The sequence below is a fragment of the Stenotrophomonas sp. 86428_Sma genome, assembly GCF_056481585.1.
The window spans coordinates 1,974,910-1,998,164 of the sequence record NZ_CM151156.1 but is presented as its reverse complement, the minus strand read 5'-3'; the positions used below and the strand labels follow the sequence as shown (position 1 = coordinate 1,998,164).

17 protein-coding genes are annotated in these 23,255 nt (G+C 66.4%); 7 read left to right on the top strand and 10 right to left on the bottom strand.

Annotation, left to right across the window (positions count from 1 at the left end):
- Positions 1 to 93 precede the first annotated feature (93 nt).
- From ACZK3J_RS09235 to ACZK3J_RS09225, 3 genes are read left to right on the top strand one after another with little or no spacing between them, the layout of a single operon-like run.
- Positions 94 to 981 carry a carbon-nitrogen hydrolase gene (locus tag ACZK3J_RS09235; protein WP_005409280.1) on the top strand — a complete coding sequence of 296 codons (888 nt, stop codon included), beginning with the start codon at positions 94 to 96 and terminating at the stop codon, positions 979 to 981.
- A 14-nt stretch (positions 982 to 995) separates the two neighbouring features.
- A complete protein-coding gene (locus ACZK3J_RS09230; RefSeq protein WP_049461887.1) occupies positions 996 to 1,526 on the top strand; it encodes a GNAT family N-acetyltransferase in 531 nt (176 codons plus the stop codon).
- A 4-nt stretch (positions 1,527 to 1,530) separates the two neighbouring features.
- Positions 1,531 to 2,751 (top strand): TraB/GumN family protein, encoded by a 1,221-nt coding sequence (locus ACZK3J_RS09225; protein ID WP_100437560.1) that lies wholly within the window; start codon positions 1,531 to 1,533, stop codon positions 2,749 to 2,751.
- A 201-nt stretch (positions 2,752 to 2,952) separates the two neighbouring features.
- On the opposite strand, the gene ACZK3J_RS09220 is transcribed toward ACZK3J_RS09225, so the two are convergent.
- The 3 genes from ACZK3J_RS09220 to ACZK3J_RS09210 are packed head-to-tail and all read right to left on the bottom strand — an operon-like array spanning position 2,953 to position 10,705.
- Complete coding sequence (locus ACZK3J_RS09220) at positions 2,953 to 6,039, bottom strand: efflux RND transporter permease subunit (protein ID WP_049461885.1); 3,087 nt, start codon at positions 6,037 to 6,039, stop codon at positions 2,953 to 2,955.
- Positions 6,036 to 9,557, bottom strand: a complete 3,522-nt coding sequence (locus ACZK3J_RS09215; protein WP_478476790.1) for an efflux RND transporter permease subunit — start codon at positions 9,555 to 9,557, stop codon at positions 6,036 to 6,038. Before ACZK3J_RS09215 ends, ACZK3J_RS09220 begins: the two co-directional genes overlap by 4 nt.
- Positions 9,554 to 10,705 (bottom strand): efflux RND transporter periplasmic adaptor subunit, encoded by a 1,152-nt coding sequence (locus tag ACZK3J_RS09210; protein ID WP_478476788.1) that lies wholly within the window; start codon positions 10,703 to 10,705, stop codon positions 9,554 to 9,556. The genes ACZK3J_RS09215 and ACZK3J_RS09210 overlap by 4 nt, the downstream gene beginning before the upstream one ends.
- Before the next feature lie 206 nt (positions 10,706 to 10,911).
- Between ACZK3J_RS09210 and ACZK3J_RS09205 the strand changes: the two genes are divergently transcribed.
- Together ACZK3J_RS09205 and ACZK3J_RS09200 are read left to right on the top strand one after the other, a co-directional pair.
- A complete protein-coding gene (locus ACZK3J_RS09205) occupies positions 10,912 to 11,301 on the top strand; it encodes a c-type cytochrome (RefSeq protein ID WP_012510782.1) in 390 nt (129 codons plus the stop codon).
- Between the two features lie 9 nt (positions 11,302 to 11,310).
- Positions 11,311 to 11,772: a c-type cytochrome gene (locus ACZK3J_RS09200; RefSeq protein ID WP_006361215.1), complete on the top strand. Its 462-nt coding sequence runs from the start codon at positions 11,311 to 11,313 to the stop codon at positions 11,770 to 11,772.
- Positions 11,773 to 11,920: 148 nt separating this feature from the next.
- Here ACZK3J_RS09200 and ACZK3J_RS09195 read toward each other — a convergent pair whose 3' ends face one another.
- Both ACZK3J_RS09195 and ACZK3J_RS09190 read right to left on the bottom strand, forming a co-directional pair.
- A complete protein-coding gene (locus ACZK3J_RS09195; RefSeq protein ID WP_049461882.1) occupies positions 11,921 to 13,801 on the bottom strand; it encodes an ATP-binding cassette domain-containing protein in 1,881 nt (626 codons plus the stop codon).
- 256 nt (positions 13,802 to 14,057) lie between these two features.
- Positions 14,058 to 14,933 carry a LysR substrate-binding domain-containing protein gene (locus tag ACZK3J_RS09190; protein ID WP_049461881.1) on the bottom strand — a complete coding sequence of 292 codons (876 nt, stop codon included), beginning with the start codon at positions 14,931 to 14,933 and terminating at the stop codon, positions 14,058 to 14,060.
- A gap of 102 nt (positions 14,934 to 15,035) precedes the next feature.
- On the opposite strand from ACZK3J_RS09190, the gene ACZK3J_RS09185 reads away from it, so the two are divergent.
- Positions 15,036 to 16,115, top strand: a complete 1,080-nt coding sequence (locus ACZK3J_RS09185; RefSeq protein WP_049461880.1) for a YeiH family protein — start codon at positions 15,036 to 15,038, stop codon at positions 16,113 to 16,115.
- Positions 16,116 to 16,199: 84 nt separating this feature from the next.
- Complete coding sequence (dbpA, locus tag ACZK3J_RS09180; RefSeq protein WP_049461879.1) at positions 16,200 to 17,576, top strand: ATP-dependent RNA helicase DbpA; 1,377 nt, start codon at positions 16,200 to 16,202, stop codon at positions 17,574 to 17,576.
- A 174-nt stretch (positions 17,577 to 17,750) separates the two neighbouring features.
- Here the strand turns inward: dbpA and ACZK3J_RS09175 are convergent, their stop codons facing one another.
- From ACZK3J_RS09175 to ACZK3J_RS09155, 5 genes are all read right to left on the bottom strand, one after another.
- Positions 17,751 to 18,287, bottom strand: a complete 537-nt coding sequence (locus ACZK3J_RS09175; RefSeq protein ID WP_049461878.1) for an adenine phosphoribosyltransferase — start codon at positions 18,285 to 18,287, stop codon at positions 17,751 to 17,753.
- 215 nt (positions 18,288 to 18,502) lie between these two features.
- A protein-coding gene (locus tag ACZK3J_RS09170) for an IS3-like element ISStma2 family transposase (protein WP_329916253.1) occupies positions 18,503 to 19,854 on the bottom strand; the annotation gives its coding sequence in 2 pieces (ribosomal slippage) (positions 18,503 to 19,407 and positions 19,407 to 19,854; 1,353 coding nt in all).
- Between the two features lie 452 nt (positions 19,855 to 20,306).
- Positions 20,307 to 21,872, bottom strand: coding sequence for a protein adenylyltransferase SelO (locus ACZK3J_RS09165; RefSeq protein ID WP_478476786.1), 1,566 nt, complete (start codon positions 21,870 to 21,872; stop codon positions 20,307 to 20,309).
- A 32-nt stretch (positions 21,873 to 21,904) separates the two neighbouring features.
- Positions 21,905 to 22,594 (bottom strand): glutathione S-transferase family protein, encoded by a 690-nt coding sequence (locus ACZK3J_RS09160; RefSeq protein WP_049461212.1) that lies wholly within the window; start codon positions 22,592 to 22,594, stop codon positions 21,905 to 21,907.
- A 188-nt stretch (positions 22,595 to 22,782) separates the two neighbouring features.
- On the bottom strand, positions 22,783 to 22,992 hold the full coding sequence (locus tag ACZK3J_RS09155) for a cold-shock protein (RefSeq protein WP_004153307.1): 210 nt from the start codon (positions 22,990 to 22,992) through the stop codon (positions 22,783 to 22,785).
- Between the last annotated feature and the right edge of the window lie 263 nt (positions 22,993 to 23,255).

The following is a 23,255-nucleotide window of genomic DNA, read 5'->3' as shown; positions in this document are numbered from 1 at the left end:
CGGCCGGCACTACCAGCACCCATTCAGCGCGCGACACGCCGTCGCCGCCCATCCGCGCTAACATGCTGGTTTTCCCCCGCAGGAACGCCCCGCATGAACTCGCGCAGCCCCCTTACCGTCGCCCTGATCCAGGAGCGCAACCACGGTGATGCCGCCGCCAACCTGGCGGTGATCGAAGCACGCGTGGCCGAGGCGGCTGCGCAGGGTGCCAAGCTGGTGCTGCTGCAGGAACTGCATAACGGCCCGTACTTCTGCCAGCACGAATCGGTGGACGAGTTCGACCTGGCCGAGCCGATCCCGGGCCCGAGCACCGAGCGCCTGGGCGCGCTGGCGAAGAAGCATGGCGTGGTGCTGGTCGGCTCGCTGTTCGAGCGCCGTGCTGCCGGCCTGTACCACAACACCGCCGTGGTGTTCGAGAAGGACGGTACGCTGCTCGGCAAGTACCGCAAGATGCATATCCCGGACGACCCGGGCTTCTACGAGAAGTTCTACTTCACCCCGGGCGACATCGGTTTCAAGCCGATCGATACCTCGGTGGGCCGCCTCGGCGTGCTGGTGTGCTGGGACCAGTGGTACCCGGAAGCGGCACGCCTGATGGCGCTGGCCGGCGCCGAGCTGCTGCTGTACCCGACCGCGATCGGCTGGGACCCGGACGACGTGCAGGACGAGAAGACCCGCCAGCGCGACGCCTGGGTGCTGAGTCACCGCGGCCACGCTGTGGCCAACGGCCTGCCGGTGCTGAGCTGCAACCGCGTCGGCCACGAGGCATCGCCACTGGGCGCGTCGGGCATCCAGTTCTGGGGCAACAGCCACGTGCTCGGCCCGCAGGGCGAATTCCTGGCCGAAGCCGGCACTGACGCCACCGTGCTGCTGTGCGATGTCGACCTGCAGCGCAGCGAGCACGTGCGCCGCATCTGGCCGTTCCTGCGCGATCGCCGCATCGACGCGTACGGTGACCTGCTCAAGCGCTACATCGACTGAGCCGGAGCCCGCGCATGGCCGTCCTCATCCGTGATGCCGGCCCGGCCGACATCGACGCGATCACCGCGATCTATGCGGTGGAAGTGACCGACTTCGTCAACACCTACGAGTACGACATCCCCGACGCGTCCGAGATGCTGCGACGCATGCGCGACATCATCGACCGTGGCTTCCCCTACCTGGTCGCCGAAATCGACGGCCAGGTGGCCGGCTATGCCTACGCCAACACCTACCGCACCCGCGTTGCCTACCAGTGGACCGTGGAGAACTCGGTCTACGTCGATGCCGCGTTCCAGGGCCAGGGCGTGGGCACCGGCCTGCTGCAGGCCTTGATCGATGCCTGCGTGGCGCGTGGTTACCGGCAGATGGTGGCCGTGATCGGCGAACCGACCAACGCCGCGTCGATCAAGCTGCACGAACGCTTCGGCTTCGAGCTGGTCGGCGTGTTCCGTGGCCTCGGCCGCAAGCATGGCCGCTGGCTGGATACCGTGCAGATGCAGCGCGCGCTCGGCGATGGCGCCGACACCGCACCTTCCAATGAATGAATCCATGACTGAAACCCTTCCTGACACCGGCGACGACCTGTTCGCCGGCCAGCCGGTGCGCATCGTTGAACGCGACGGCGTGCGCTACACCCTGCTCGGCACCGCGCACGTTTCCCGCGCCAGCGTCGAAGCGGTGGAAAAAGCGATCGACAGTGGCCGCTTCGACGCGGTGGCCGTCGAGCTCGATCCGCAGCGCCTTCAGGCGCTGAGCGACCCGGACACGCTGGCCAAGCTCGACCTGGTCGAGGTGATCCGCAAGGGCCGCGTCGCCCTGTTCGCCGCCAACCTGGCGTTGTCCGCCTATCAGCGGCGCCTGGCCGAACAGCTCGACATCGAGCCGGGCGCCGAACTGAAGCGCGCGGTGGAACTGGCGCGCGAGCGCAACCTGCCGGTGCATCTGATCGACCGTGAAGTCGGCCTGACCTTCCGCCGTGCCTCGCAACGGCTGGGCTTCTTCGGCAAGCTGAAGCTGGTCGCCGGGCTTGGCGCAGGTCTGTTCTCATCCGAGGAAGTGGGCGAAAACGAGATCGAGAAGCTCAAGCAGGGCGACATGCTGGAGTCGAGCTTCGGCGAGTTCGCCAGCGAGAGCCCGGCGCTGTACGAGACCATCATCGGCGAGCGCGACCGCTACATGGCCACGCGCCTGCGCGAGGAACACGACCCACAGCAGCGTGAAGTGCTGGCGGTGGTCGGTGCCGGTCACCTGGCCGGGCTGGCACGCTATCTGGAAACCGACACCGAGGCGCCGGCACCGCTGCGCGCCGAGCTGGAAGCAGTACCGAAGAAGCGCAACATTCCGTGGTTCACGCTGGGCATCCTGGCGATCGTGGCGACCGGCATCGGCGTAGGCTTCTACCGCGGCGGTCTGGGTGTGGGCACCGAACTGCTGGCAACCTGGGCGATGTACACCGGCGGCCTCGCCGGCCTGGGCTGCCTGCTGGCCGGCGGCCATCCGCTGAGCATCCTCACCGCGATCGCGGTGGCGCCGTTCAAGCCGTTCCGCCTGAGCATCCCAACCGGCGCATTCTCGGCCCTGGTGGAAGCGCGCCTGCGCAAGCCGGCGTACGAAGACTTCCTCAAGCTGCGCGACGATGCGCAGAGCCTGAAGGGCTGGTATCGCAACCGCGTCACCCGCGTGGTGCTGACCTTCATGCTGACCAACATCGGCAGCATGCTGGGCCTGTGGCTGACCACGTTCAAGGTGTGGGGCAAGGTCGCCGGTTGATTGCAACGCCCCGCCGGGCATGGCCCGGCGCTACCGGCCGCACGGCGTCTGCGCGCGCGCCCGGCAGGTGCCAACCTTGGTTGGCACGCTTTACGCCGACCGCAAAGATCGGCCGAGCATGCTCTGCGCAGAACATCAAAAAAAGGGGGAGGCCGCCCCACTACGACCGGCCTCCCCCACACCACAACACGTTGATGTGCATTACAGCCGGGCAGCGCCCGGCTCTACCATTTCCACTCCACGCGCGCGGCGGATCAGTCGCGTGACCGCACTGCGCAGGTCATCCAGCACTGCATAGATCGTCGGCAGGAACAGCAGGCTGACCACGGTCGAGAACGCCAGGCCGCCGGCAATCGCGCGCGCCATCGGCGCGTACTCCGGGCCGTTGCCGAACATCTGCGTACTGGTCAGCGAGATCGGCACCATCGCCAGGATCGCCGTGCCCATCGTCATCATGATTGGCCGCAATCGCTCGCGTGAGCCCTCCACCAGCGCCTGGGTGCGTCCCATGCCGCCGCGCCGCAGGTTGTTGATGTGCTCGATCATCACGATGCCGTTGTTCACCACCACACCCATCAGCACCAGGATGCCGATGAAGGACATGATCCCGAACGAGGTACCGGTGATCCAGAACAGCCAGAACACGCCGAAGATCGAGAACAGCACGCCACTCATGATCGCCGCCGGGAACAGCAGCGACTCGAACACCGCCGCCATCACCACGTAGATCATCACCAGCGCGATCAGCAGGTTGAACACCATCTGCTGCATCGCTTCGTCGTCGTTGCCGTAGTCACCGCCATCGAAGGTGAAGCCATAGCCGGCCGGGAAGTTCATCGGCTTGAGCACCGACTCCATCGCCTTGCGGCCATCCGGCGCGGTGACCTTCTCGGCCAGGTTGGCCTTGATGGTCAGCGTGGTCTGGCGGTTGGTGCGTCCGATCTGGGTGGCTGACGAACCGACATCGACGGTGACCAGGCTCAGCAGTGGCACGCTGCGGCCATCGCCGGTGCGCACGCTGAAACCGGCCAGGTCTTCCGGGCTGCTCTGCTCGGCACCGGCGAAGCGCACCCATACCGGCACTTCGTTGTCGCCGCGGCGGAACTCGCGCATCGGTGCACCGCGCAGCGCCAGGCCGACGAAGCTGGCTACCTGCTCGGCATTGAAGCCGAACGCCGCCGCACGCTCGCGGTCGACCCGCACCTTCAGTTCACCACCCTTTTCGCCGTTGTCGATGCGCACATCGCGCAGCTCGGCGCGCTGGGCCAGCAGCGGCACCACTTCCTGGCCGATCTCCTGCAGCATCGAACTGGAGTCGCCGACCAGCTGCACCTGCACGCCCTGGTTGCCGCCACCACCGCCATCACCGCCCTGGTTGCCAACGAAGTAGTCGGTGCGGGCCGACTTCGGCAGGCCCTTGCGCAGCTCTTCCTGCAGCGCCTTGATGTCCTTGGCGTACCTTTCGTCCAGGGTGACCACGGTGGAGCTGCCTTCCTGCTCGCTGTACCAGGAATACACCTGCTTGACGTGCAGGCGCTCGCGGTTGGCGTCGATCCAGTTCTCCACCCGCGCCACTTCCTCGGACATCTGCCGGTAGGTGTAGGCGCCCTTCCACATGTAGCCGATGAAGATGTCCTTGCCGCCGTCACCACCGAACATGTCGACCTTGGTCAGCTTCATCGGCACCAGGCTGACCAGCACCACCAGCACGATGCCGAGCAGGCTCCAGCCGCGATGGCGCAGCGACCAGTCCAGCAGTGTCGCGTAGCGCCGCTGCAGGCGCGCGATCACGCCGGTCTGCGAGTGCACCAGCTTCGGCGTGGCCATGCGCGCGGACAGCATCGGGATCAGGCTGACCGCGACCAGCCACGAGGCCAGCAGCGAGACCGAGATGGTGATCGCGATCTGCGCCATGAAGATGCTGATGTTGTTGGTCTCGCCGAACAGGTTCGGCACGAACACGATGCAGTGGCACAGCGTGCCGGCGCTGAGCGCGATGGCCACGTTGCGGGTGCCGATGATCGAGGCCAGCCGCGGCTGCCCCGGCATGCGCTCGCGTTCCTGGTAGATGCTCTCCACCACCACCACGGCGTTGTCGACCAGCATGCCCACCGCCAGCAGCAGGCCCATCATGGTCAGGATGTTCAGCGTCACCCCGACGAAGTACATGAAGCCCAGGGTGATGGTGAAGCAGATCGGAATGGCCAGGGTCACCATCAGCGTGGACGGCCAATGGCGCAGGAAGAAGAACAGCACCGTGATCGACAGGATCAGGCCGACCGCACCGGCCTCGGCCAGTTCCAGCAGCGAGGAGGTCACCGCCTTGCCCTGGTTGTCGATCACCTTGATCTGCACGTCGCGCATCGACGCTTCGGCACGGATCGATTCAACCTCGGCCAGTGCCGCGCGCGACACCTCCACCAGATTGGCACTGCGCTCCTTGAAGATGTCCAGGCCGACCGCCGGGTTGCCGTCCAGGCGGCGCCCGTAGTTCATCCGCGCCGGCTTCAGGCGCACATCGGCGATATCGCCCAGGCGCAGGCCCTTGGCGTTGATCACCAGATCGCGCATTTCCTGCAGGTCGGTGATCTCACCCACTGGCTGCACGCGCACGCGCTGGCCGTTGTCGTCGATCTGCCCGGCCGAGATCGAGAAATTCAGCGTGCGCAGGCGCTCGCTCAGTTCATTGATGCTCAGGCCGTGCGCGTTGAGGCGGTTCGGATCGATGGCGATCTCCACCTCGTTCGGCGGCGCACCGGTGATGTCGACACGGGCCACGCCGGGGATGCGCTCGATGCGCCGCTTGAACTCGCGATCGAGCATGTCGTACGCAGTGGTCAGGTCGGTGGTGCTGGCCAGGCGCACCTTCAGCACCGGCTGGTCGCTGCTGGACCACTTGAACACGTTGTAGCGCTGCAGGTCGTCGGGCAGGTCGCTGCGGATCGCATCGATGCGCTCGCGTGCATCGGAGGCGGCGATGGCGATGTCGCGGTCCCAGTCGCTGAACTCGATGAAGATCAGCGCCGCTTCGGAGGTGGCCGACGAGCGCATGCGCTTGATGCCGGTCATCGTCGCCAGCGACTCCTCGACCGGACGGATGATGGTCCGTTCCACTTCCTCCGGGGTGGAGCCGGTGTACGGAATCTGCACGAACAGGAACGGCGCGGAGATGTCCGGCAGCGCTTCCAACGGCAACCGGAACGAAGCGATCAGGCCGATCACCACCAGCGACACGAAACACATGATGGTGGTGACCGGACGGCGGATGGAGAACTCGGCCACACTCATGCCGGTTCCTCCGTACCCGCCGCAATGCCCGCTGCACCCGGCTCGATCCCGCCGGCATGATTGCGGCCACGTTCGCGGTAATACGCATCGCCACGACGGTCCATCAGGTCGTACACCACCGGGATCACCAGCAGGGTCAGAAGGGTCGACACCAGCAGGCCGCCGATCACGGTGATCGCCATTGGCGCGCGCACTTCAGCGCCCTCACCCATCGCCACCGCCAACGGCAGGAAGCCGAACAGCGTGCACAGCGTGGTCATGATGATCGGCCGCAGGCGCGAGCGCGCGCCTTCCACCAGCGCCTCGTGCTTTGCTACGCCGGCCTCGCGCAGCTGGTTGACCTTGTCGATTAGGATGATCGCGTTCTTGGTGACCAGGCCGACCAGAAGGATCAGGCCGATGAACACCACCACCGAGATGGGCTTGCCGGTCAGCATCAGCGCCAGGATCGCACCGACCAGCGCCAGCGGGATGGTGAACAGGATCACGAACGGGTGCAGCAGCGATTCGAACTGCGACGCCATCACCAGGTAGACCAGGAAGATCGCCAGGCCGAAGGCGAAGATCAACGACTTCGCCGCCTGCGCCAGCTCCTCACCCTGGCCACCGATGTGCAGGCCGACGCCCGCACCCAGCGGCTGCTCGGCGACCATCTGCTGCACCTCGCGCATGGCCGCGCCGAGGTCGATGTCGCGCAGGTTGGCCGACACCACCGCAACCCGGGTCTGGTCGGCGCGGTGGATTTCGCTGGGGCCAGTGGTGGCAACCACCTCGGCCACCGCGTCCAGCGTCACCGGACGGGTACTGCCCGGATTGACGATCAGCCGGCGGATGCTCTCCACGCTGGCGCGGTCGCCTTCCTGTGCACGCACCAGCACGTCGATCTTGCGGTCACGGAAGCTGTAGCGGGTGGCGACATCGCCGCGCACCTTCTTCACCACCACGTCGGCGATCTGGCGGGTGGTCAGGCCCAGCGCACCGGCACGCTCCTGGTCGAAGCGGATCTGGATTTCCGGGAAGCCCTCTTCCACCGTCGACTTCACGTCGGCGTAGTGCGCATTGCCGCGCAGCAGCGCCGCCAGGCGCTGGCCGGCTACTTCGAGCGTCGCCATGTCCTGCCCGCGCAGCTCGATTTCCAGCGGTGTGGAGAAGCTGAACAACGCCGGCCGCGCGAAGTCGACCTGTGCCCCCGGATGCTGGCCCATGGTGTCACGCAGGCGCTCGGTGATCTCGGCTTCGGTACGCGCATTGCCGCCGCCTTCCATCACCACGGTCAGCTTGCCGATGTTCTCGCCGCTCTCGGTGGGGCTGGCATCCAGGCGGGTGCCGCTGCCGCTGACACCGTACAGCGAGGCCACGCCTTCGCCCTTGCCGTGTGCCAGCTGCAGCTCGCGCACCAGTGCATCGGTCTGCTTCAGCGGCGTGCCGGCCGGCAGCTTCACCGTCATCTCGAAACGGTCCTGCGCCAGCTGCGGAATCAGGTCGGCACCGAGCATCGGCACCAGCGCCATGGTCGCCACGAAGATGATCGAGGCCACGCCCAGCACCTTGCCCGGGTGCGCCAGTGCGCTCGGCAGCAGGCGCAGGTAGCCACGCTCGGCGCCGGCATAGGGCTTCATCGCCAGATCGCTGGCCTTGCGCATCACCGGGCCGACCACCGCCACCACGCCACGCCACGCCCGCACGACCAGCCAGGCCAGCGCGTAGAAGCTCCAGCGCGCGGTCGCCACGGCGCCACGACGGCCCAGCGCGACCGGCTTCTGCCAGCGGTTCTGCGGCTGCCACGGCGCGTTCGGCGCCTCTTCCGGGAACGCCAGCGGCGGCCGCCCCTTCAGCGAGCTGAGCATCGGGATCAGGGTCATCGACACCAGCAGCGAGATCGCGATGGCGATCGCCACGGTCAACGCCTGGTCGCGGAACAGCTGGCCAGCGATGCCATCGACGAACACCAGCGGCAGGAACACCGCGATGGTGGTCAGGGTCGAGGCGACCACCGCCATGCTCACTTCGCGGGTACCGGCGATGGCGGCCTGCAGGATGCCCAGGCCACGCTCGCGCGCCTTGGCGATGCTCTCCAGCACCACGATCGAGTCATCCACCACCAGGCCGGTGGCCAGTGCCAGACCGCCCAGCGACATCACGTTCAAGCTCAGGCCGAGCTGGCCCATGAAGAAGAATGTGGCGATGATCGAGACCGGCAGCGACAGGCTGATCACGAACGTGCTCCAGCCATCACGCAGGAACAGGAAGATGATCAGGATCGCCAGCAGGCCGCCGATCACTGCATCCTTCTTGACGTCGGCGATGGCGTGCTCGATGAAGCGCGACTGGTCCTCGATGGTGGTCATCTCGACGTCGGACGGGAACGTGCCCTTGATCTGCTCCAGGCGCTTGCGCAGCGCTTCGGCGGTGGACACGGTATTGGCGTCGCCTTCTTTGTAGATCGCCAGTTCGACCGATTCCTTGCCGCCCAGGCGGATCACCGCTTCGCGCTCCTTGTAGCCCTGGCGCACGGTAGCCACGTCCTTCAGGCGCACCGGCACACCGTTGGCGACCACGCTGGAACCACCGCCGGACGATGCGCTCTGCGCCGCCGATGCCGCCGCGATGGCTGCCGCCGAACCGGTCGACGCGGCGATGTTGAACATCTGCTGCAACGCCGAGTCGGCCGCGCTGCCGTTCGACGCCTGGGTGGTGACCAGCAGGTTGCGGATCTCCTCCAGATCGGCGAACTGGTTGACGGTACGCACCAGGAAGCGCTGCGAACCCTCCTCCAGGCGGCCGCCGGAGATGTTGATGTTCTCGTCCTTCAGGCGCTTGATGACGGTGTCGATCGGCAGGTTCAGCTGGGCCAGCTTCTGCTGGTCGATGTCGACCTGGATCTCGTCCTCGAGGCCGCCACCGACCTTGACCGCCGCCACGCCGCTGACCGGCTCCAGCTTCTTCTTCAGGTCTTCATCGGCATAGCGGCGCAGGCCGGTCAGCTCACGGACCGCATCGGCATCGCTGGTCGGCGCCACCTTGTTCGACAGCACCAGGCGCATGATCGGTTCGGTGGACGGATTGAAGCGCAGCAGCACCGGCGCTTTGGCCTCCAGTGGCAGGTTCAGCGCTTCCATCTTGTCGCGCACTTCCAGGCTGGCCTGGTCCATGTTGGTGCCCCAGGCGAACTCCAGCACCACATCGCTCTGGCCGGTGCGCGAGACCGACTTCAGCTTGCGCAGGTTCTTGACCACGCCGACCGCTTCTTCAACAGGCTGGGTGATCAGGGTTTCGATTTCGATCGGCGCCGAACCGGTGTACTCGGTGCGCACGGTCAGCGTCGGGTAGCTCAGGTCGGGCAGCAGGTTGACCTTGAGGTTGCCCAGCGCGATCAGGCCAAACAGCAACAGGGTGACCGTGCACATGGCGATGGTCACGCGGCGGCGGGTGGCGAATTCCACCAGACCGCCGCGCATGCTGGCGGCGGCGCCGTCGCTCGCCGGCGAGGCACCGTGGTCGTGGCCCGGGGCGGTCATTGCTTGCTCCCGGCCTTGTCTGCCGGCTTGGCGGCCGCTGCGACCGTCTTCGGCTTTGCCTTCGGATCGGCGATCACCTGCACTGCGGTGCCGTCGCGCAGGGCGACCTTGCCGGCGGTGACCACCTGATCACCGGCCGCCAGGCCATCACGGATCTCCACCCACGGGCCCTCGGCGTAACCCAGCTTGACCGGAACGCGTGCGACCTTGCCTTCGCGCACCCGGAACACCGCCGGCTCACCATCGTCGAGCAGCGCCAGGCGCGGCACCACCAGCGCATCGGCACGCTGGTCGTAATCGATGCGGATGCGACCGAACATGCCGGGCTGCAGCGCGTGCGCGGCGCCGTCGAAGGCGCTGACCACGCGAAACGTGCCACTGCCCGAATCCACCACCGGCGCGATGCGATCGACCGTACCGGTGAAGCTCTGGCCCGGCAGCGCGTCGGCGGCCAGCGTCACCGGCTGGCCAGCGCGCAGGGTGGCCAGCTCGCGCTCGGGCACGTTGAGGGTGGCTTCCAGCCGCGAGTTGTCGACGATGCGGAAGATCGGCGTGTTGATCTGCACGAAGTTGCCGGTCTTGATCGAGCGCGACGCGATCACGCCGGAGATCGGCGCCACCACCGTGGTGTAGGACAGTTCCAGCGTGGCCAGGCGGTACTGCGCGCGTACGTTTTCCAGGTCGTAACGCAGCTGGTCGACATCGGCGGCGCTGACCATCTGCTGGCCAACCAGTTTCTGCGCGCGCTGGTAGTTGTTTTCCAGCTTGCGCATCTGCGCTTCGCTCTGTGCCACGGCCAGGCGCGCGCGGTCCGGGTCCAGACGCACCAGCGGCTGGCCAGCGCTGACCCGCTGGCCTTCTTCAACCAGCACCGCCAGCGCCACGCCGGAAGTCTTGGCCACCACCTGCGACTCGGCGCGTGGTTCCAGCGCAGCGGTACCGGTGTAGCTGGCCGCGACAGCACGGTGGCTGGCCACGGCCACTTCGACCGGGACCGCATCGACCTTCTTCTCCTCCTTGGTCTCGGCGGCCTTGGCTTCGGAATTGGGCCCTGCGGCGCAACCGCCCAGCAGCAGGGAGGTGGAGATCAGCAGTGCGGCAGCGCAGATTCCGCTGCGACGGCCGGACAGGAAGGTTGGGTGCGACATCGTCAGATCCCTGGAGGATGCGTGGACAGGTGTGGTGGCAAAGTAATGCACCACTTCACGGCAACACCATATCCCAAAGGTCATGGTGTCTTCGTGCCACTGGTCGGCCCGCCCCCCATTTCAGCTAGATGAAACCTGGGGCTATACTCGGGTCGTTCCGTACCCCACGCCGGAACGACCAGACCCGAATCCCCGGAAACGACACCATGCGCCCGCAGCCGCTCGCCGCTTGTCTCGCTCTGGCCGTCCTCCTGCCCCTTGGGGCCGCCGCACAGCCCGCTCCTGCTCCTGCCACACCTGCCCCAGCCCCGGCGCCCGCCGCCGCGCCGCAGGCCACCGCTCCCACCGGCAACTTCGACAATGGCCGTGTCCTGGCCTACACCTGCCAGGGGTGCCATGGCATCACCGGCTACAAGAACGCCTACCCCAGTTACCGGGTGCCGAAGATCGGCGGCCAGACCCAGCAGTACCTGGCCCAGGCCCTGACCGAGTACCGCCAGGGCAAGCGCAGGCATCCGACGATGCAGGCGCAGTCGATGAGTTTCAGCGAACAGGAGATCGCCGATCTCTCTGTTTACCTGTCCACCGTCAAGTAAGGCCCGCCCATGTCGAAAGCCGCGCATCCGATGCGTCACGCCATCGCCCTGTCCGTTGCACTGCTGCTGGCCGCCTGTTCACAGTCGCAGGTGGAAAACAGCGAGAAATCCGCCGCCGACCCGGGCCATGCCAGCGGCGAACACGGCTCTTCATCCTCCGCCGGCCTGCCGCCGGGCCGCGAGGCCGCCGGTGAAGCCCGCGCCAAGGTGAAGAGCAAGGCCACCAACCAGAGCTGCATCGACTGCCACGGCGCCGACGGCAACGCGCCGATCGATGCGACCTATCCGAAGCTGGGTGGGCAGTACGGTGATTACCTGGCGCATGCGCTGCAGGCCTACCGCGCCGGTGACCGCCAGCATGCGCTGATGACGCCACAGGCGAAAGACCTGAGCGATCAGGACATCGCTGATCTGGCGGCGTATTTCGGCAGCCGGCCGAGCCAGCTGCGGGATCTGCACGGGGTCAAATGACCGCCGGCGCCCCGGTGGGTGCGGACCTTGGTTCGTACGGAGGCGTAACCGGCTTCGGTAGGTGCGGACCGTTGGTCCGCACGGATCCCGATATCCACGCATGGCGTGGATCTACTGAGTTCACCGGCAGCGCCGGCGGACGCTCAGCTCAGCCTTCCAGCTCTTCCCAGCGCGCGTACGCGGCATCCAGCTCGGCCTGCACCTTGGCCAGCTGCTGGGTGTGCGCGGTTACTTCGGCACTGCTGCGGGTGTAGAACGACGGGTCGTTCATCGCCGAGGTCAGCCCTTCGACATCGCCTTCCAGCTTCTCGATGGTCTTCGGCAGCTGCTCCAGCTCGCGCGCTTCCTTGTAGGCCAGCTTGCGCTTGGGCGCAGCCGGAGCAGCGGCCGTGGCGGCCGGTGCAGCGACCGCCGGCTTGGCTGCCGGGGCCGCAGCAGGCGTCGCCAGACTGGCCGCATAGCGCTGCCAGTCGCTGTAACCACCGACGTACTCACCGATCACGCCATCGCCTTCCATCACCAGCGTGGAGGTCACCACGTTGTCAATGAAGTCACGGTCATGGCTGACCAGCAGCAGCGTGCCGGTGTACTCGCCCAGCAGCTCTTCCAGCAGCTCCAGGGTTTCCACGTCCAGGTCGTTGGTCGGTTCGTCCATCACCAGCAGGTTGGACGGCTGCGCGAACAGCTTGGCCAGCAGCAGGCGGTTGCGCTCACCGCCAGACAGGCGGGTGATCGGCGCACGCGCGCGCTCCGGCGTGAACATGAAGTCCTGCAGGTAGGCATGCACATGCTTGCGCTTGCCGTTGAATTCGAGGAAATCGCGGCCTTCGGCGACGTTCTCGATCGCGCTCCAGTCTTCGCGCAGTACCGCGCGGTACTGGTCGAAATAGGCGATCTGCAGATTGGTGCCCGCGTTGACCTCGCCCTTGGCCGGCTGCAGTTCGCCCAGCAGCAGCTTCAGCAGCGTGGTCTTGCCGCTGCCGTTGGGACCGATCAGGCCGATGCGGTCGCCACGCAGGATGGTGGTGGTGAAATCGCGGACCATGGTGCGCTCGCCGAAGGCGAACGAAATGTCCTTGACGTCGATGACCTTCTTGCCGGAGCTGACGCCCTGCGCGGCTTCCATCTTGACGTTGCCGCTGAGGTCGCGGCGCTGCGAGCGTTCGGTGCGCATCGCCTTCAGGCGACGTACGCGGCCTTCATCACGGGTACGGCGCGCCTTGATGCCCTGGCGGATCCAGACTTCTTCCTGCGCCAGCAGCTTGTCGAAGCGGGCGTTTTCCTGCGCCTGCGCATTGAGGCGTTCCTCGCGGCGGCGCTCGTAGTTGGCCCAGTCGCCCGGCCAGCTGGTGACCTGGCCGCGATCGATCTCGACGATGCGGGTGGCCAGCGCACGCAGGAAACGACGGTCATGGGTGACGAACACCACGCTGCCGCTCCAGCCCTTCAGGAACGCTTCCAGCCAGTCGATGGCTTCGATGTCCAGGTGGTTGGTCGGTTCGTCCAGCAGCAACACATCCGGGCTGGACACCAGCGCACGGGCCAGCAGCACGCGGCGCTTCATACCGCCGGACAGACGACCGAACTCGGCCTCGCCGTCCAGGTCGAGCTTGGTCAGGGTTTCGCTGACGCGCTGGTCCAGGCCCCAGCCGTTGGCGGCGTCGATCTTGGCCTGCACGTTGCCGAGCGCTTCGCCATCGAACACTTCGGCATGGCTGAGGTGGTGGAACTCGGCCAGCCACTGGCCCAGTTCGCCGAGGCCGTCGGCCACGACATCGAACACCGAACCGGCGGCGCCGTGCGGCACTTCCTGCTCCAGGCGGGTGACACGCACGCCCTGCTGCACGCGGACTTCGCCGTCATCGGGCTTGTGGTCGCCGGACAGCAGCTTGAGCAGGGTGGATTTGCCGGCGCCGTTGCGGCCGATCAGGGCGATGCGTTCGCCCGGCTCGATCGACAGTTCGGCCTTTTCCAGCAACAACGGGCCGCCGACGCTGAAGTCGACGTTCTGCAGAGTAATCAGAGGCATCCGGATATTGTACGGGTTGGGGGCGTCGGCCGGGTTGCACCCGGCACCCGCGGTAGTGCCGGCCGCTGGCCGGCAACCTCAACGGCAACGTCAAAAGCGGGTTTCCTGCGGGATGGCGGAGTGGATCCCGCGATCTGTCGGAACGGCATTCTGCTCTGGTGGGTGTCGACCTTGGTCGGCACGGTAGATCCACGCCATGCGTGGATGAGCGCTGCAAGGCCTGTCGATGGATGGAATCAACTGGGGTTCTGATGGATTACCCCACCTCCCCCAGCAACGCCTGCAGCCCCGGCAGCCACTGCTTGCCGGGATGCCGTACCAGCCACAGGGTGCGCTGCAGCGGAGGCAGCGGAGTCTCGAGCACGCGCAGGCGACCGAGGGCCAGCGGCTCTTCCAGCGCATGACGGGAAAGACAGGCCAGGCCAAGACCGGCGATGGCGGCCTGCTTGATCGCTTCGGTATTGCCCAGCTGCAGGGTCTGGGCGAAGCCGCGCAGGTGCGGCAGCAGCGCCTGTTCCACCGCTTCGCGGGTACCGGAGCCCGGCTCGCGCAGCAGCCAGCGTGCGCCGCGAAGTTCATCCAGCGACCAGCGTGCGGGGGCCTCGGCGGCCGCCACAATCACCAGCGGGTCCTGCTGCCAGGCCGTGACCTGCAGGCCGCGCTCGTGGCACGGGCCTTCGATCAGGCCGGCGTCCACGTCCAGTCGCTGCACGGCGGCGACCACGCCGGCACTGTTGTCGATGCGCAGGTCGACTTCCGCCTGCGGCGCCTGCCGCAGCAGTTCGGCAATGCGCGGCGGTAGCAGGTAATTGCCGATGGTGGTGCTGGCGGCCAGCACCAGCCGCAGTGGCGCGCCCTGCGACGGGTCACCGCCGGCGGCGAGCTGGCGCTCGAGGTCGGCGGCGTTGACCAGCAGCGTGCGCGCGGGTTCCAACAGGGCGCGGCCGTGGCCGTTCAGCGCCAGGCGGCGGCCGATGCGGTCGAACAGGGGCGTGCAGAAGTGCGCTTCCAGCTCCTGCAGGGCGGCGCTGCTGGCCGACTGCGAAAGCGCAATGGCCTGGCCGGCGGCGGTGGTGCTGCCGTGATCGGCGATGGCGACGAAGACCTGAAGCTGGCGCAAGGTGAGGCGCATGGCTGTTACCCGCTTGATAGGTAGGTTTCACCCATATTATTCGTTTTACAGGTCGATCAAGCAGGCGCACGCTTGCCCCATCCCTCCAGCCCTGCCCCTGCCATGAACGCCCCCGCTCTCTCCTCCTGGTCCCTGCCCGCCCTGCGCCAACGCTGGCAGCCGCGTCTGCCCGGCCTTCTGCTGGTGGGCCTGATCGCGGCGGCGTCGCTGTACCTGGCCGAGCTTCCCTGGTTGCAGGCGCATGGCCTGAGTGCACTGACCGTCGCCATCGTCGCCGGCATCGTGGTCGGCAACACCCTCTACCCGCGGCTCGCGCCAAGCAGCGCGGCCGGCGTCGGTTTCTCCAAGCATTGGCTGCTACGCGCCGGCATCGTGCTGTACGGCCTGCGCCTGACCTTCCAGGACATCGGCCATGTCGGCGTCAGCGGCGTGCTGATGGACGTGCTGGTGGTCGCCAGCACTTTCGGCCTGGCCTGCTGGCTGGGCATGCGCGTGTTCAAGATGGAACGCGAGGCGGCGATGCTGATCGGTGCCGGCAGCGCGATCTGCGGCGCGGCGGCGGTGATGGCCGCCGAACCGGTGGTGCGTGGCCGCGCGGCACAGGTCACGGTGGCGGTGTCGACGGTGGTGGTGTTCGGCACGCTGGCAATGTTCCTGTATCCCGCCCTGTATGCACTGGTGCAGTCGCACGGCTGGCTGGCGATGGACGCGCGACAGTACGGCCTGTTCACCGGTGCGACGGTGCATGAAGTGGCACAGGTGGTGGCGGCCGGCCGCGCGGTCAACGAAGCGGCAGCTGATACGGCAGTGATCACCAAGATGGTGCGGGTGATGCTGCTGGCGCCGTTCCTGGTCGCGCTGTCGCTGTGGCTGGCGCGTGGCGGCAAGGCCGGCGCCGACGGCAGTAAGGCGCGCATCGTGGTGCCGTGGTTCGCGTTCGGTTTCGTGGCGGTGGCCGGTTTCAACTCGCTGCATCTGCTGCCGGCCAGCCTGCAGGCGGGGCTGGTGCAGCTGGACACCGTGCTGCTGGCGATGGCGATGGCCGCGCTCGGCCTGACCACCCACGTTTCGGCGCTGCGCCAGGCCGGACTGAAGCCGCTGCTGCTGGCGCTGATCCTGTTTGCGTGGCTGCTGTTCGGCGGGCTGGCGATCCACCAGGGTGTGCTGGCGGTGCTGGGCTGAGCGGGAGCGTGCCGACCAAGGTCGGCACCCACATGGATGAAGGCCCCAGGACGGGGCCGGCCGCGCGGACGGGTACAATGCGCCATGACTGACTTCTCGACCCTGCCGCTGAGCCCGGCCCTGCAGCCCGGCCTGGATGCCCTCGGCTACACCACCCTCACCCCCGTGCAGGCGCAGAGCCTGCCGGCCATCCTGGATGGCCGCGATGTGATCGCACAGGCGCCGACCGGCAGCGGCAAGACCGCCGCCTTCGGCCTGGGCCTGCTGCAGGCCATCGACCCCAGCCTGATCCGTGTGCAGGCGCTGGTGCTGTGCCCGACCCGCGAACTGGCCGACCAGGTCGGCAAGCAGATCCGCAAGCTGGCCACCGGCATTCCCAACCTGAAGCTGCTGCTGCTGGTCGGCGGTGTGCCGCTGGGTCCGCAGCTGGCCTCGCTGGAAGGCCATGACCCACACGTGGTGGTCGGCACGCCCGGCCGTGTGCAGGAGCTTGCACGCAAGCGCGCGCTGAATCTTGGCGCGGTGCGCACGCTGGTGCTGGACGAAGCCGACCGCATGCTCGACATGGGCTTCGAGGAGCCGATCCGCGAGATCGCCGGCCGCACCCACAAGGATCGCCAGAGCCTGCTGTTCTCGGCCACCTTCCCAGACAGCATCCGCACCATGGCGCGTGACCTGCTGCGCGACGCGGTGGAAGTGACCGTGGAAGGCGCCGACCAGGCCCCAGCCATCCGCCACCTGTTCTGCGAGGTGGAACCGGCGCACCGCCAGAAGGCGCTGGCTGGCCTGCTGCTGAAGTACACGCCGGAATCGGCGGTGGTGTTCTGCAACACCCGCAAGGACGTGGACGAAGTGGCCAACTCGCTGCAGCAGTTCGGCTTCTCCGCACTGGCCCTGCACGGCGACATGGAGCAGCGCGACCGCGAGGAAGTGTTGTTGCTGCTGGCCAACCGCAGCTGCAACGTACTGGTGGCCAGCGATGTGGCCGCACGCGGCCTGGACGTGGAAGAGCTGGCGGCGGTAATCAACTACGAGCTGCCGACCGACGTGGAGAGCTACCAGCACCGCGTGGGCCGTACTGGCCGTGCCGGTGCCAGCGGCCTGGCGATCAGCCTGGTGGCCGGCCGCGAGAAGACCCGTGCCGAAGCCATCGAAGCGCAGATGGGTCAGCCGCTGGACTGGCAGAAGACGCCGCTGGCGACTTCGCGCCCGGCCGAGCTGCCGCAGGCCGCGATGCGCACGCTGCGGATCGACGGCGGCAAGACCGACAAGCTGCGCCCGGGCGACATCCTCGGTGCACTGACCGGCGACGCCGGCCTGTCGAGCAAGTTCATCGGCAAGATTGCGATCTTCCCGACCCGCTCCTATGTGGCGATCGCGCGAGAGCAGGCCAACAAGGCCGTGGCCAAGCTGGAAGCCGGCAAGATCAAGGGCCGACGTTTCCGCGTGCGGATGATGTGATTGAAGCAGCGTTGCCAACCTCGGTTGGCAACGACCTGACCTGGTAGCGGCCAACCTTGGTTGGCCCATCCGTGGCGCCAGTCGCGAAAGGCGCTGCCACCCAAGGTTGGCAACTACCGGCTCCAGGCCATTCGCTCTGGTAGATGCCAACCTTGGTTGGCACCCACCCTTCGATCAGAACACCAGTTCGGTGTGCAGCGGCAGGCCCGATTCCCAACGGGCGCGACCACCGAGGCCATCCAGTTCGACCAGTACACCGGCACCGACCACGTCAACGCCCAGGCGGCGCACCAGCGACAACGCGGCGACCAGCGTGCCGCCCGTAGCCAGCACGTCGTCGATGATCGCCACGCGGGCACCGGCCGACAGCGCATCGGCGTGCACTTCGATGCAGTCGCTGCGGTATTCCAGCGTGTATTCCTCGCGCAGCACCTGGCCCGGCAGCTTGCCCGGCTTACGCACCGGCACGAAGCCGACGCCCAGCTCCAGCGCCATAGCGGCACCGAGGATGAAGCCACGCGATTCGATGCCGATCACCGCGTCCAGCTTCTGGTCGCGCCAACGGTCGGCCATCGCGGTGATGGCACCGCGGAAGTCCTCGCCGTGGGCGAGCAGCGGCATGATGTCCTTGAAGAGGATGCCGGGCTTGGGGAAGTCGGCGATGTCGCGCAGGCGGGAGGCCCACTGCGGAGCGACGATGGCGTCGGTCATGTCACGTTGGCTATCTGATGGCGGCATAGGGTACCTGTTCCGGGCGTCGCCTGCCTGTTGGGGGGTATCGGCCGGGCTGCGCCCGGCACCTGCAGAGGCCACCGCGCAAGCAAAAGCGAAAGCAAAAGCCGCATTCCGAGAGATGGCGGGGTGGGTCCGGTTGCGGGAGACGCCGTAAACCCGTCCATGAAGTGACCCCCGAGACTTGGACGGGGTCAGGCGGCCGATTGGGCCTGCTCCCGGTACTTTATCGGGCTCAGACCTTTCAGTTTCAGTTTGATGCGTTCTTCGTTGTAGTACTGGATGTATTCCACCAGCCCAGCTTCCAGACTCTCGATGCTGTCAAAGCTGTTCAGGTAGAAGAATTCCGACTTCAGCGTCCCAAAGAAGCTCTCCATCGCCGCATTGTCCAGGCAGTTGCCGCGCCGGGACATGCTTTGCTTCAACGAGTGCTTTTCCAGCATATGCCGGTAGTTTTCATGCTGGTACTGCCAGCCCTGGTCGGAGTGGATCATGGGGCGCTCATCCGGGGAAAGCTTCTTGATGGCCTCCTCCAGCATTTGGCCCACCAGATCAAATACGGGCCGACGCTTGATCTGATAAGCCACGATTTCGCCGTTGTAGAGGTCCATGATCGGCGACAGGTACAGCTTCATGCCCTGCACCTTGAACTCGGTCACGTCAGTCACCCATTTCTGGTTGGGGCGCTCGGCATGGAACTGGCGATTGAGGTCATTGCCAACCACAACATTGGCCGCCCCCTTGAAGGCCTGGTAGCGCTTCACACGCACCCGCGATTTCAGTCCCATCTCCCCCATCAGGCGCTGAACCCGCTTGTGATTGGTCCGATGACCCTGATTGGCTAATTCCAGCGTCACCGTGCGATAGCCATAGCGCCCTTGGCTTTGATCGTAGATTGCACGGATGCGCTCGCACAGGGCTGCCTCATCCTGATCCGGATGGGCCAGGACATGGTTCTGGTAATAGAACGTACTGCGTGACAGCTCAGCTGCTTCGAGCAGAAGCGACAGCGTATGAACCTGCCTCAATCCTTGGACGGCTTGCGCTTTGCGTCCTGCGCCGCCTGCTCTTCCCGGATCAAGGCATCGAGTTTTTTTAGGTAGTCGGTCTCCGCACGCAGATAGGCGACTTCCTTGAGCAGCTCATCGCGGCTCATATCCTCAGGTGGCTTGGACGAACGGGTCTTTTTCATCGGCTTTCGGGGCGGCGGCGGAGGGGGTGCCAACGCTTGGGCACCGCCTTGAGCATACAGGCGCCGCCATCGTCCCACCGCGCCGGCATCGCCAATTTGAAAGTAGGTGGTGGCCTCCCGCCCGGACAGGCCGTCCTGGCTCATCTTCTCCAGGACAGCCAGCTTGAACGGGAGGTCATAGGACCGGGCCTGGCGATGAAATCCCCGCCAACCATGCAGCCGATAGGTCGCCACCCAGCGCCTGACCGTGGAGAACTCCAGGCCGTGGCGACGGGCAATGGCTTTGACCGATGTGGAGGTCTTGCAGGCCTCTTTGGCGACCTGCAGTTTGAAACGCGCGTCGTATTTGTTCATGTATCCCTCGGGGTTGGATCTGGTGTCCAACTCCCGGGGGTCACTTCACCATGGGGGCTTGGCCGCGGCATCCATGCCGCGGACACTCCCGCAACCGGACCCACCCCGTCTTCGACAGACTTCTGCGATCTGTTGATCCATGCGATGCGTGGATGGATCTCTATCGAAGTCGAATATTTCGAAGATTGAAAGAAGAGCATCCACGCATGGCGTGGATCTACCGTGTCGACCAAGGTCGACACCTACCAACAGCCGCCGGAATCTGTCAGAGGTGGGGCGGTGTCGGAGTGCGGGGTGTCAGCCGCATGGATGCGGCTGCCAAGCCTACAGGGACGTACTTGCGGCGTCCCCGCACTCCGACACCACCCCGCCAAACCACGGAAGCCAGCTCTTGCCTTGGCTTTTGATCTGGCCTCTGCGGGTGCAGGGCGCAGCCCTGCCGAAACCCACCCTCAGGAGCTGCAGGACAGCATCGAGCAGCCGGCGCGGTTGTCGGCCCACGCCGGGCGCTTGCCGGCGAAATGCTCCAGCCCGGCACGCTCGGTGTACGGATCACGCAGCACGTCCTGCAGTGCGTGAACGCCACCGAGGTCGCCCTGCTCTGCACGATCGATGGCTTCCTGCGCCAACCAGTTGCGCAGCACGTACAGCGGATTGGCCGCGACCATCTTCGCCATGCGCTCAGTGGCCGACAGCGGATCGGCCTGCAACCGTGCCGCGTAGTCCTGCAGCCACTGCTGCAACGGTGCCTGCACCGCCTGCTGGCGCGCCTCGTCGTAGTACACCGCGTCCAGCAGCGCCGCATCCGGTGTCGCCGGATCGAGGCGCATCAGCGCGCGCCAGGCCAGGGTCATGTCCATGGCACCGTCCTGCATCAACTGCTGCCAGCGCAGGTAGAGCTGCAGGTCGTCATCGTCGGCAGCGGCCAGGCCCAGCTTGGCTGCAGCATCGCGACGGGTGCAGGCCACGAAGGTGGACTGGTAGGCCGCCAGACCGGCCTGCAGCGGCGCCACATCGGCGAACAACGGCGACAACGCCTGGGCCAATCGGCTCAGATTCCAGTACGCCACCTGCGGCTGGGTACCGAAGCGATAACGGCGGCCCTGCGCGTCGGTGGTGTTCGGCGTCCAGTCCGGATCGAAATCCTCGACCCAGCCGTAAGGGCCGTAGTCAAGCGTGAGGCCGAGCACGGACAGGTTGTCGGTGTTCATCACGCCATGCACGAAACCCACGCGCATCCAGTGCGCGATCATCTCGGCGGTTCGCACCGCGATTTGTGCGAACCAGTCGCCATACAGCGCCTCGCCCTGCCCTCGCAGTTCGGGGAAATCGCGGGCGATGCAGGCATCAACCAGCTGCTGCAGCAAGGCAGTTTCCCCGCGCGATGCCGGAAGCTCGAAGGAACCAAAGCGCAGGAACGACGGCGATACCCGGCACACGATGGCACCCGGCTCCGCGCACGGGTGGCCGTCGTAGAACATGTCACGCACCACGTCGTCGCCGGTACCGACCAGCGACAACGCGCGCGTGGTCGGCACCCCCAGATGGTGCATCGCTTCGCTGCACAGGAATTCGCGGATCGATGAGCGCAGCACTGCGCGCCCATCGGCGCCGCGCGAGTAAGGCGTGGGGCCGGCCCCCTTCAGCTGCAGCTCCCAGTGGCGGCCATCCGGCGCGACCAGTTCACCCAGCGAGATCGCACGGCCGTCGCCGAGCTGGCCGGCCCAATGGCCGAACTGATGGCCACCGTAGTTGGCCGCCCATGGCTGCATGCCTGCATACAGTGCGTTGCCACCGAATACACGGGCGAAGCCTTCGCTCTCGACCTCAGCGGTATCGAAGCCAAGCATTTCGGCCACGTCCGGCGCCCAGGCCAACAGTGTGGGCGCCGTCACCGGGGTCGGCATCACTGGCGACCAGGCCGCGCCCAGCACTTCACGCCTGCGCGGGCCGGATTCGGGGTCGCCCGGCAGGGTATGCAGCAGGCGGTTGTCGAAACGGGGGCTGTCGGTATCCATGGTGCTGAAGATGGGGGCGACGGCCGCCCTCCTCAATTGCCGCTGAGCGCCTGCAGGTGGCCGCCGTGGGCCTCGGCACGCTGGTAGGCCGGGCGCTCACCGATACGCTTGAGGAAGCCACGCAGTGCCGGCTTGTCGTCGAGGCCACCACCGCGCGCGGCAGCGGCCTGGATCGGGAAGCTCATCTGGATGTCGGCCGCACTGAAGCGCTCGCCAGCAAACCACGGGCTTTCGGCCAGGCGGCGCTCCATCCAGTCCAGGTGCAGGCGCCGCTGCGGACCGATGAAGCCGCGCTCGGCCTTGTCGGCGATGCTGCGTGCGATCGGGCGCGCGAAGAACGGCATCGGTGCGCTGCGGATGCGACCGATCACCAGGGTCAGCAGCAGCGGCGGCATCGCCGAACCTTCGGCATAGTGCAGCCAGTAGCGGTAGGCGATGCGTTCAGCTCCGTCGGCCGGCATCGGTGACGGCGACAGCTGGCGCTGGGTGTCGTAACGGTCAGCGAGGTAGTCGAGGATCGCCCCGGACTCGGCCAGTACCAGTTCGCCATCCTGCAGCACCGGCGACTTGCCCAGCGGATGCACGTTGCGCAGTTCCGGCGGCGCCAGCAGCGTCTTCGGATCACGCGGATAACGGCGCAGTTCGTAGTCCAGCCCCAGCTCCTCCAGCATCCACAGCACGCGCAGGGAACGGGAGTTTTCCAGGTGGTGGACGATGCGCATGGACGGTTCCGCGATGGGAGGATGCATCTGATCTTAGCCCGCCCGGCTGCATGCCTTTTGTAGAGTCGGGCTTGCTCGACTGCTTTCAAACGCGGTCGAGCAAACCCGACTCTACAAAACAGCGGGCAATAAAAAACGCCGGAAGCTTTCGCTTCCGGCGTTCTGGCTACCAAACGGTAGCAGACGGATTAGACCGCCTGCACCTGGTCAGCCTGCATACCCTTCTGACCCTGGACGGCGATGAAGGTAACCTTCTGGCCTTCCTGCAGGGTCTTGAAGCCGGTGCCCTGGATGGCACGGAAGTGCACAAACAGGTCCGGGCCGCTTTCCGGGGTGATGAAGCCGAAGCCCTTGGCGTCGTTGAACCACTTGACGGTGCCGGTCTGACGATCAGACATTTGACTAACTCCTGAAACACATGTTGAAAAAATCGCAGCCACCGGGTATCGGGGCCGAGACTGAGTTGCAGGCGTTGGTAAAGCGGATCGATGAGCGGATCGTGAGATCAACTGCACCAGGCCACGATTCACGGTGACCCTAGCAAACACAGTGGGACGAACGATACGCGTGTTTTCTGCAAAAAGCGATAGCCCGGACGTTCATGGGCAGACCCCGCCCGCTAGACGTGACAAGGGCTGGCAGCCGATCGAGGCTAACTCCG

Coding starts and splice junctions, on each gene's coding strand:
- ACZK3J_RS09235 (WP_005409280.1), top strand. CDS start 94: ATGAACTCGCGCAGCCCCCTTACCGTCGCCCTGATCCAGGAGCGCAAC.
- ACZK3J_RS09230 (WP_049461887.1), top strand. CDS start 996: ATGGCCGTCCTCATCCGTGATGCCGGCCCGGCCGACATCGACGCGATC.
- ACZK3J_RS09225 (WP_100437560.1), top strand. CDS start 1,531: ATGACTGAAACCCTTCCTGACACCGGCGACGACCTGTTCGCCGGCCAG.
- ACZK3J_RS09220 (WP_049461885.1), bottom strand. CDS start 6,039: ATGAGTGTGGCCGAGTTCTCCATCCGCCGTCCGGTCACCACCATCATG.
- ACZK3J_RS09215 (WP_478476790.1), bottom strand. CDS start 9,557: ATGACCGCCCCGGGCCACGACCACGGTGCCTCGCCGGCGAGCGACGGC.
- ACZK3J_RS09210 (WP_478476788.1), bottom strand. CDS start 10,705: ATGTCGCACCCAACCTTCCTGTCCGGCCGTCGCAGCGGAATCTGCGCT.
- ACZK3J_RS09205 (WP_012510782.1), top strand. CDS start 10,912: ATGCGCCCGCAGCCGCTCGCCGCTTGTCTCGCTCTGGCCGTCCTCCTG.
- ACZK3J_RS09200 (WP_006361215.1), top strand. CDS start 11,311: ATGTCGAAAGCCGCGCATCCGATGCGTCACGCCATCGCCCTGTCCGTT.
- ACZK3J_RS09195 (WP_049461882.1), bottom strand. CDS start 13,801: ATGCCTCTGATTACTCTGCAGAACGTCGACTTCAGCGTCGGCGGCCCG.
- ACZK3J_RS09190 (WP_049461881.1), bottom strand. CDS start 14,933: ATGCGCCTCACCTTGCGCCAGCTTCAGGTCTTCGTCGCCATCGCCGAT.
- ACZK3J_RS09185 (WP_049461880.1), top strand. CDS start 15,036: ATGAACGCCCCCGCTCTCTCCTCCTGGTCCCTGCCCGCCCTGCGCCAA.
- dbpA (WP_049461879.1), top strand. CDS start 16,200: ATGACTGACTTCTCGACCCTGCCGCTGAGCCCGGCCCTGCAGCCCGGC.
- ACZK3J_RS09175 (WP_049461878.1), bottom strand. CDS start 18,287: ATGACCGACGCCATCGTCGCTCCGCAGTGGGCCTCCCGCCTGCGCGAC.
- ACZK3J_RS09165 (WP_478476786.1), bottom strand. CDS start 21,872: ATGGATACCGACAGCCCCCGTTTCGACAACCGCCTGCTGCATACCCTG.
- ACZK3J_RS09160 (WP_049461212.1), bottom strand. CDS start 22,594: ATGCGCATCGTCCACCACCTGGAAAACTCCCGTTCCCTGCGCGTGCTG.
- ACZK3J_RS09155 (WP_004153307.1), bottom strand. CDS start 22,992: ATGTCTGATCGTCAGACCGGCACCGTCAAGTGGTTCAACGACGCCAAG.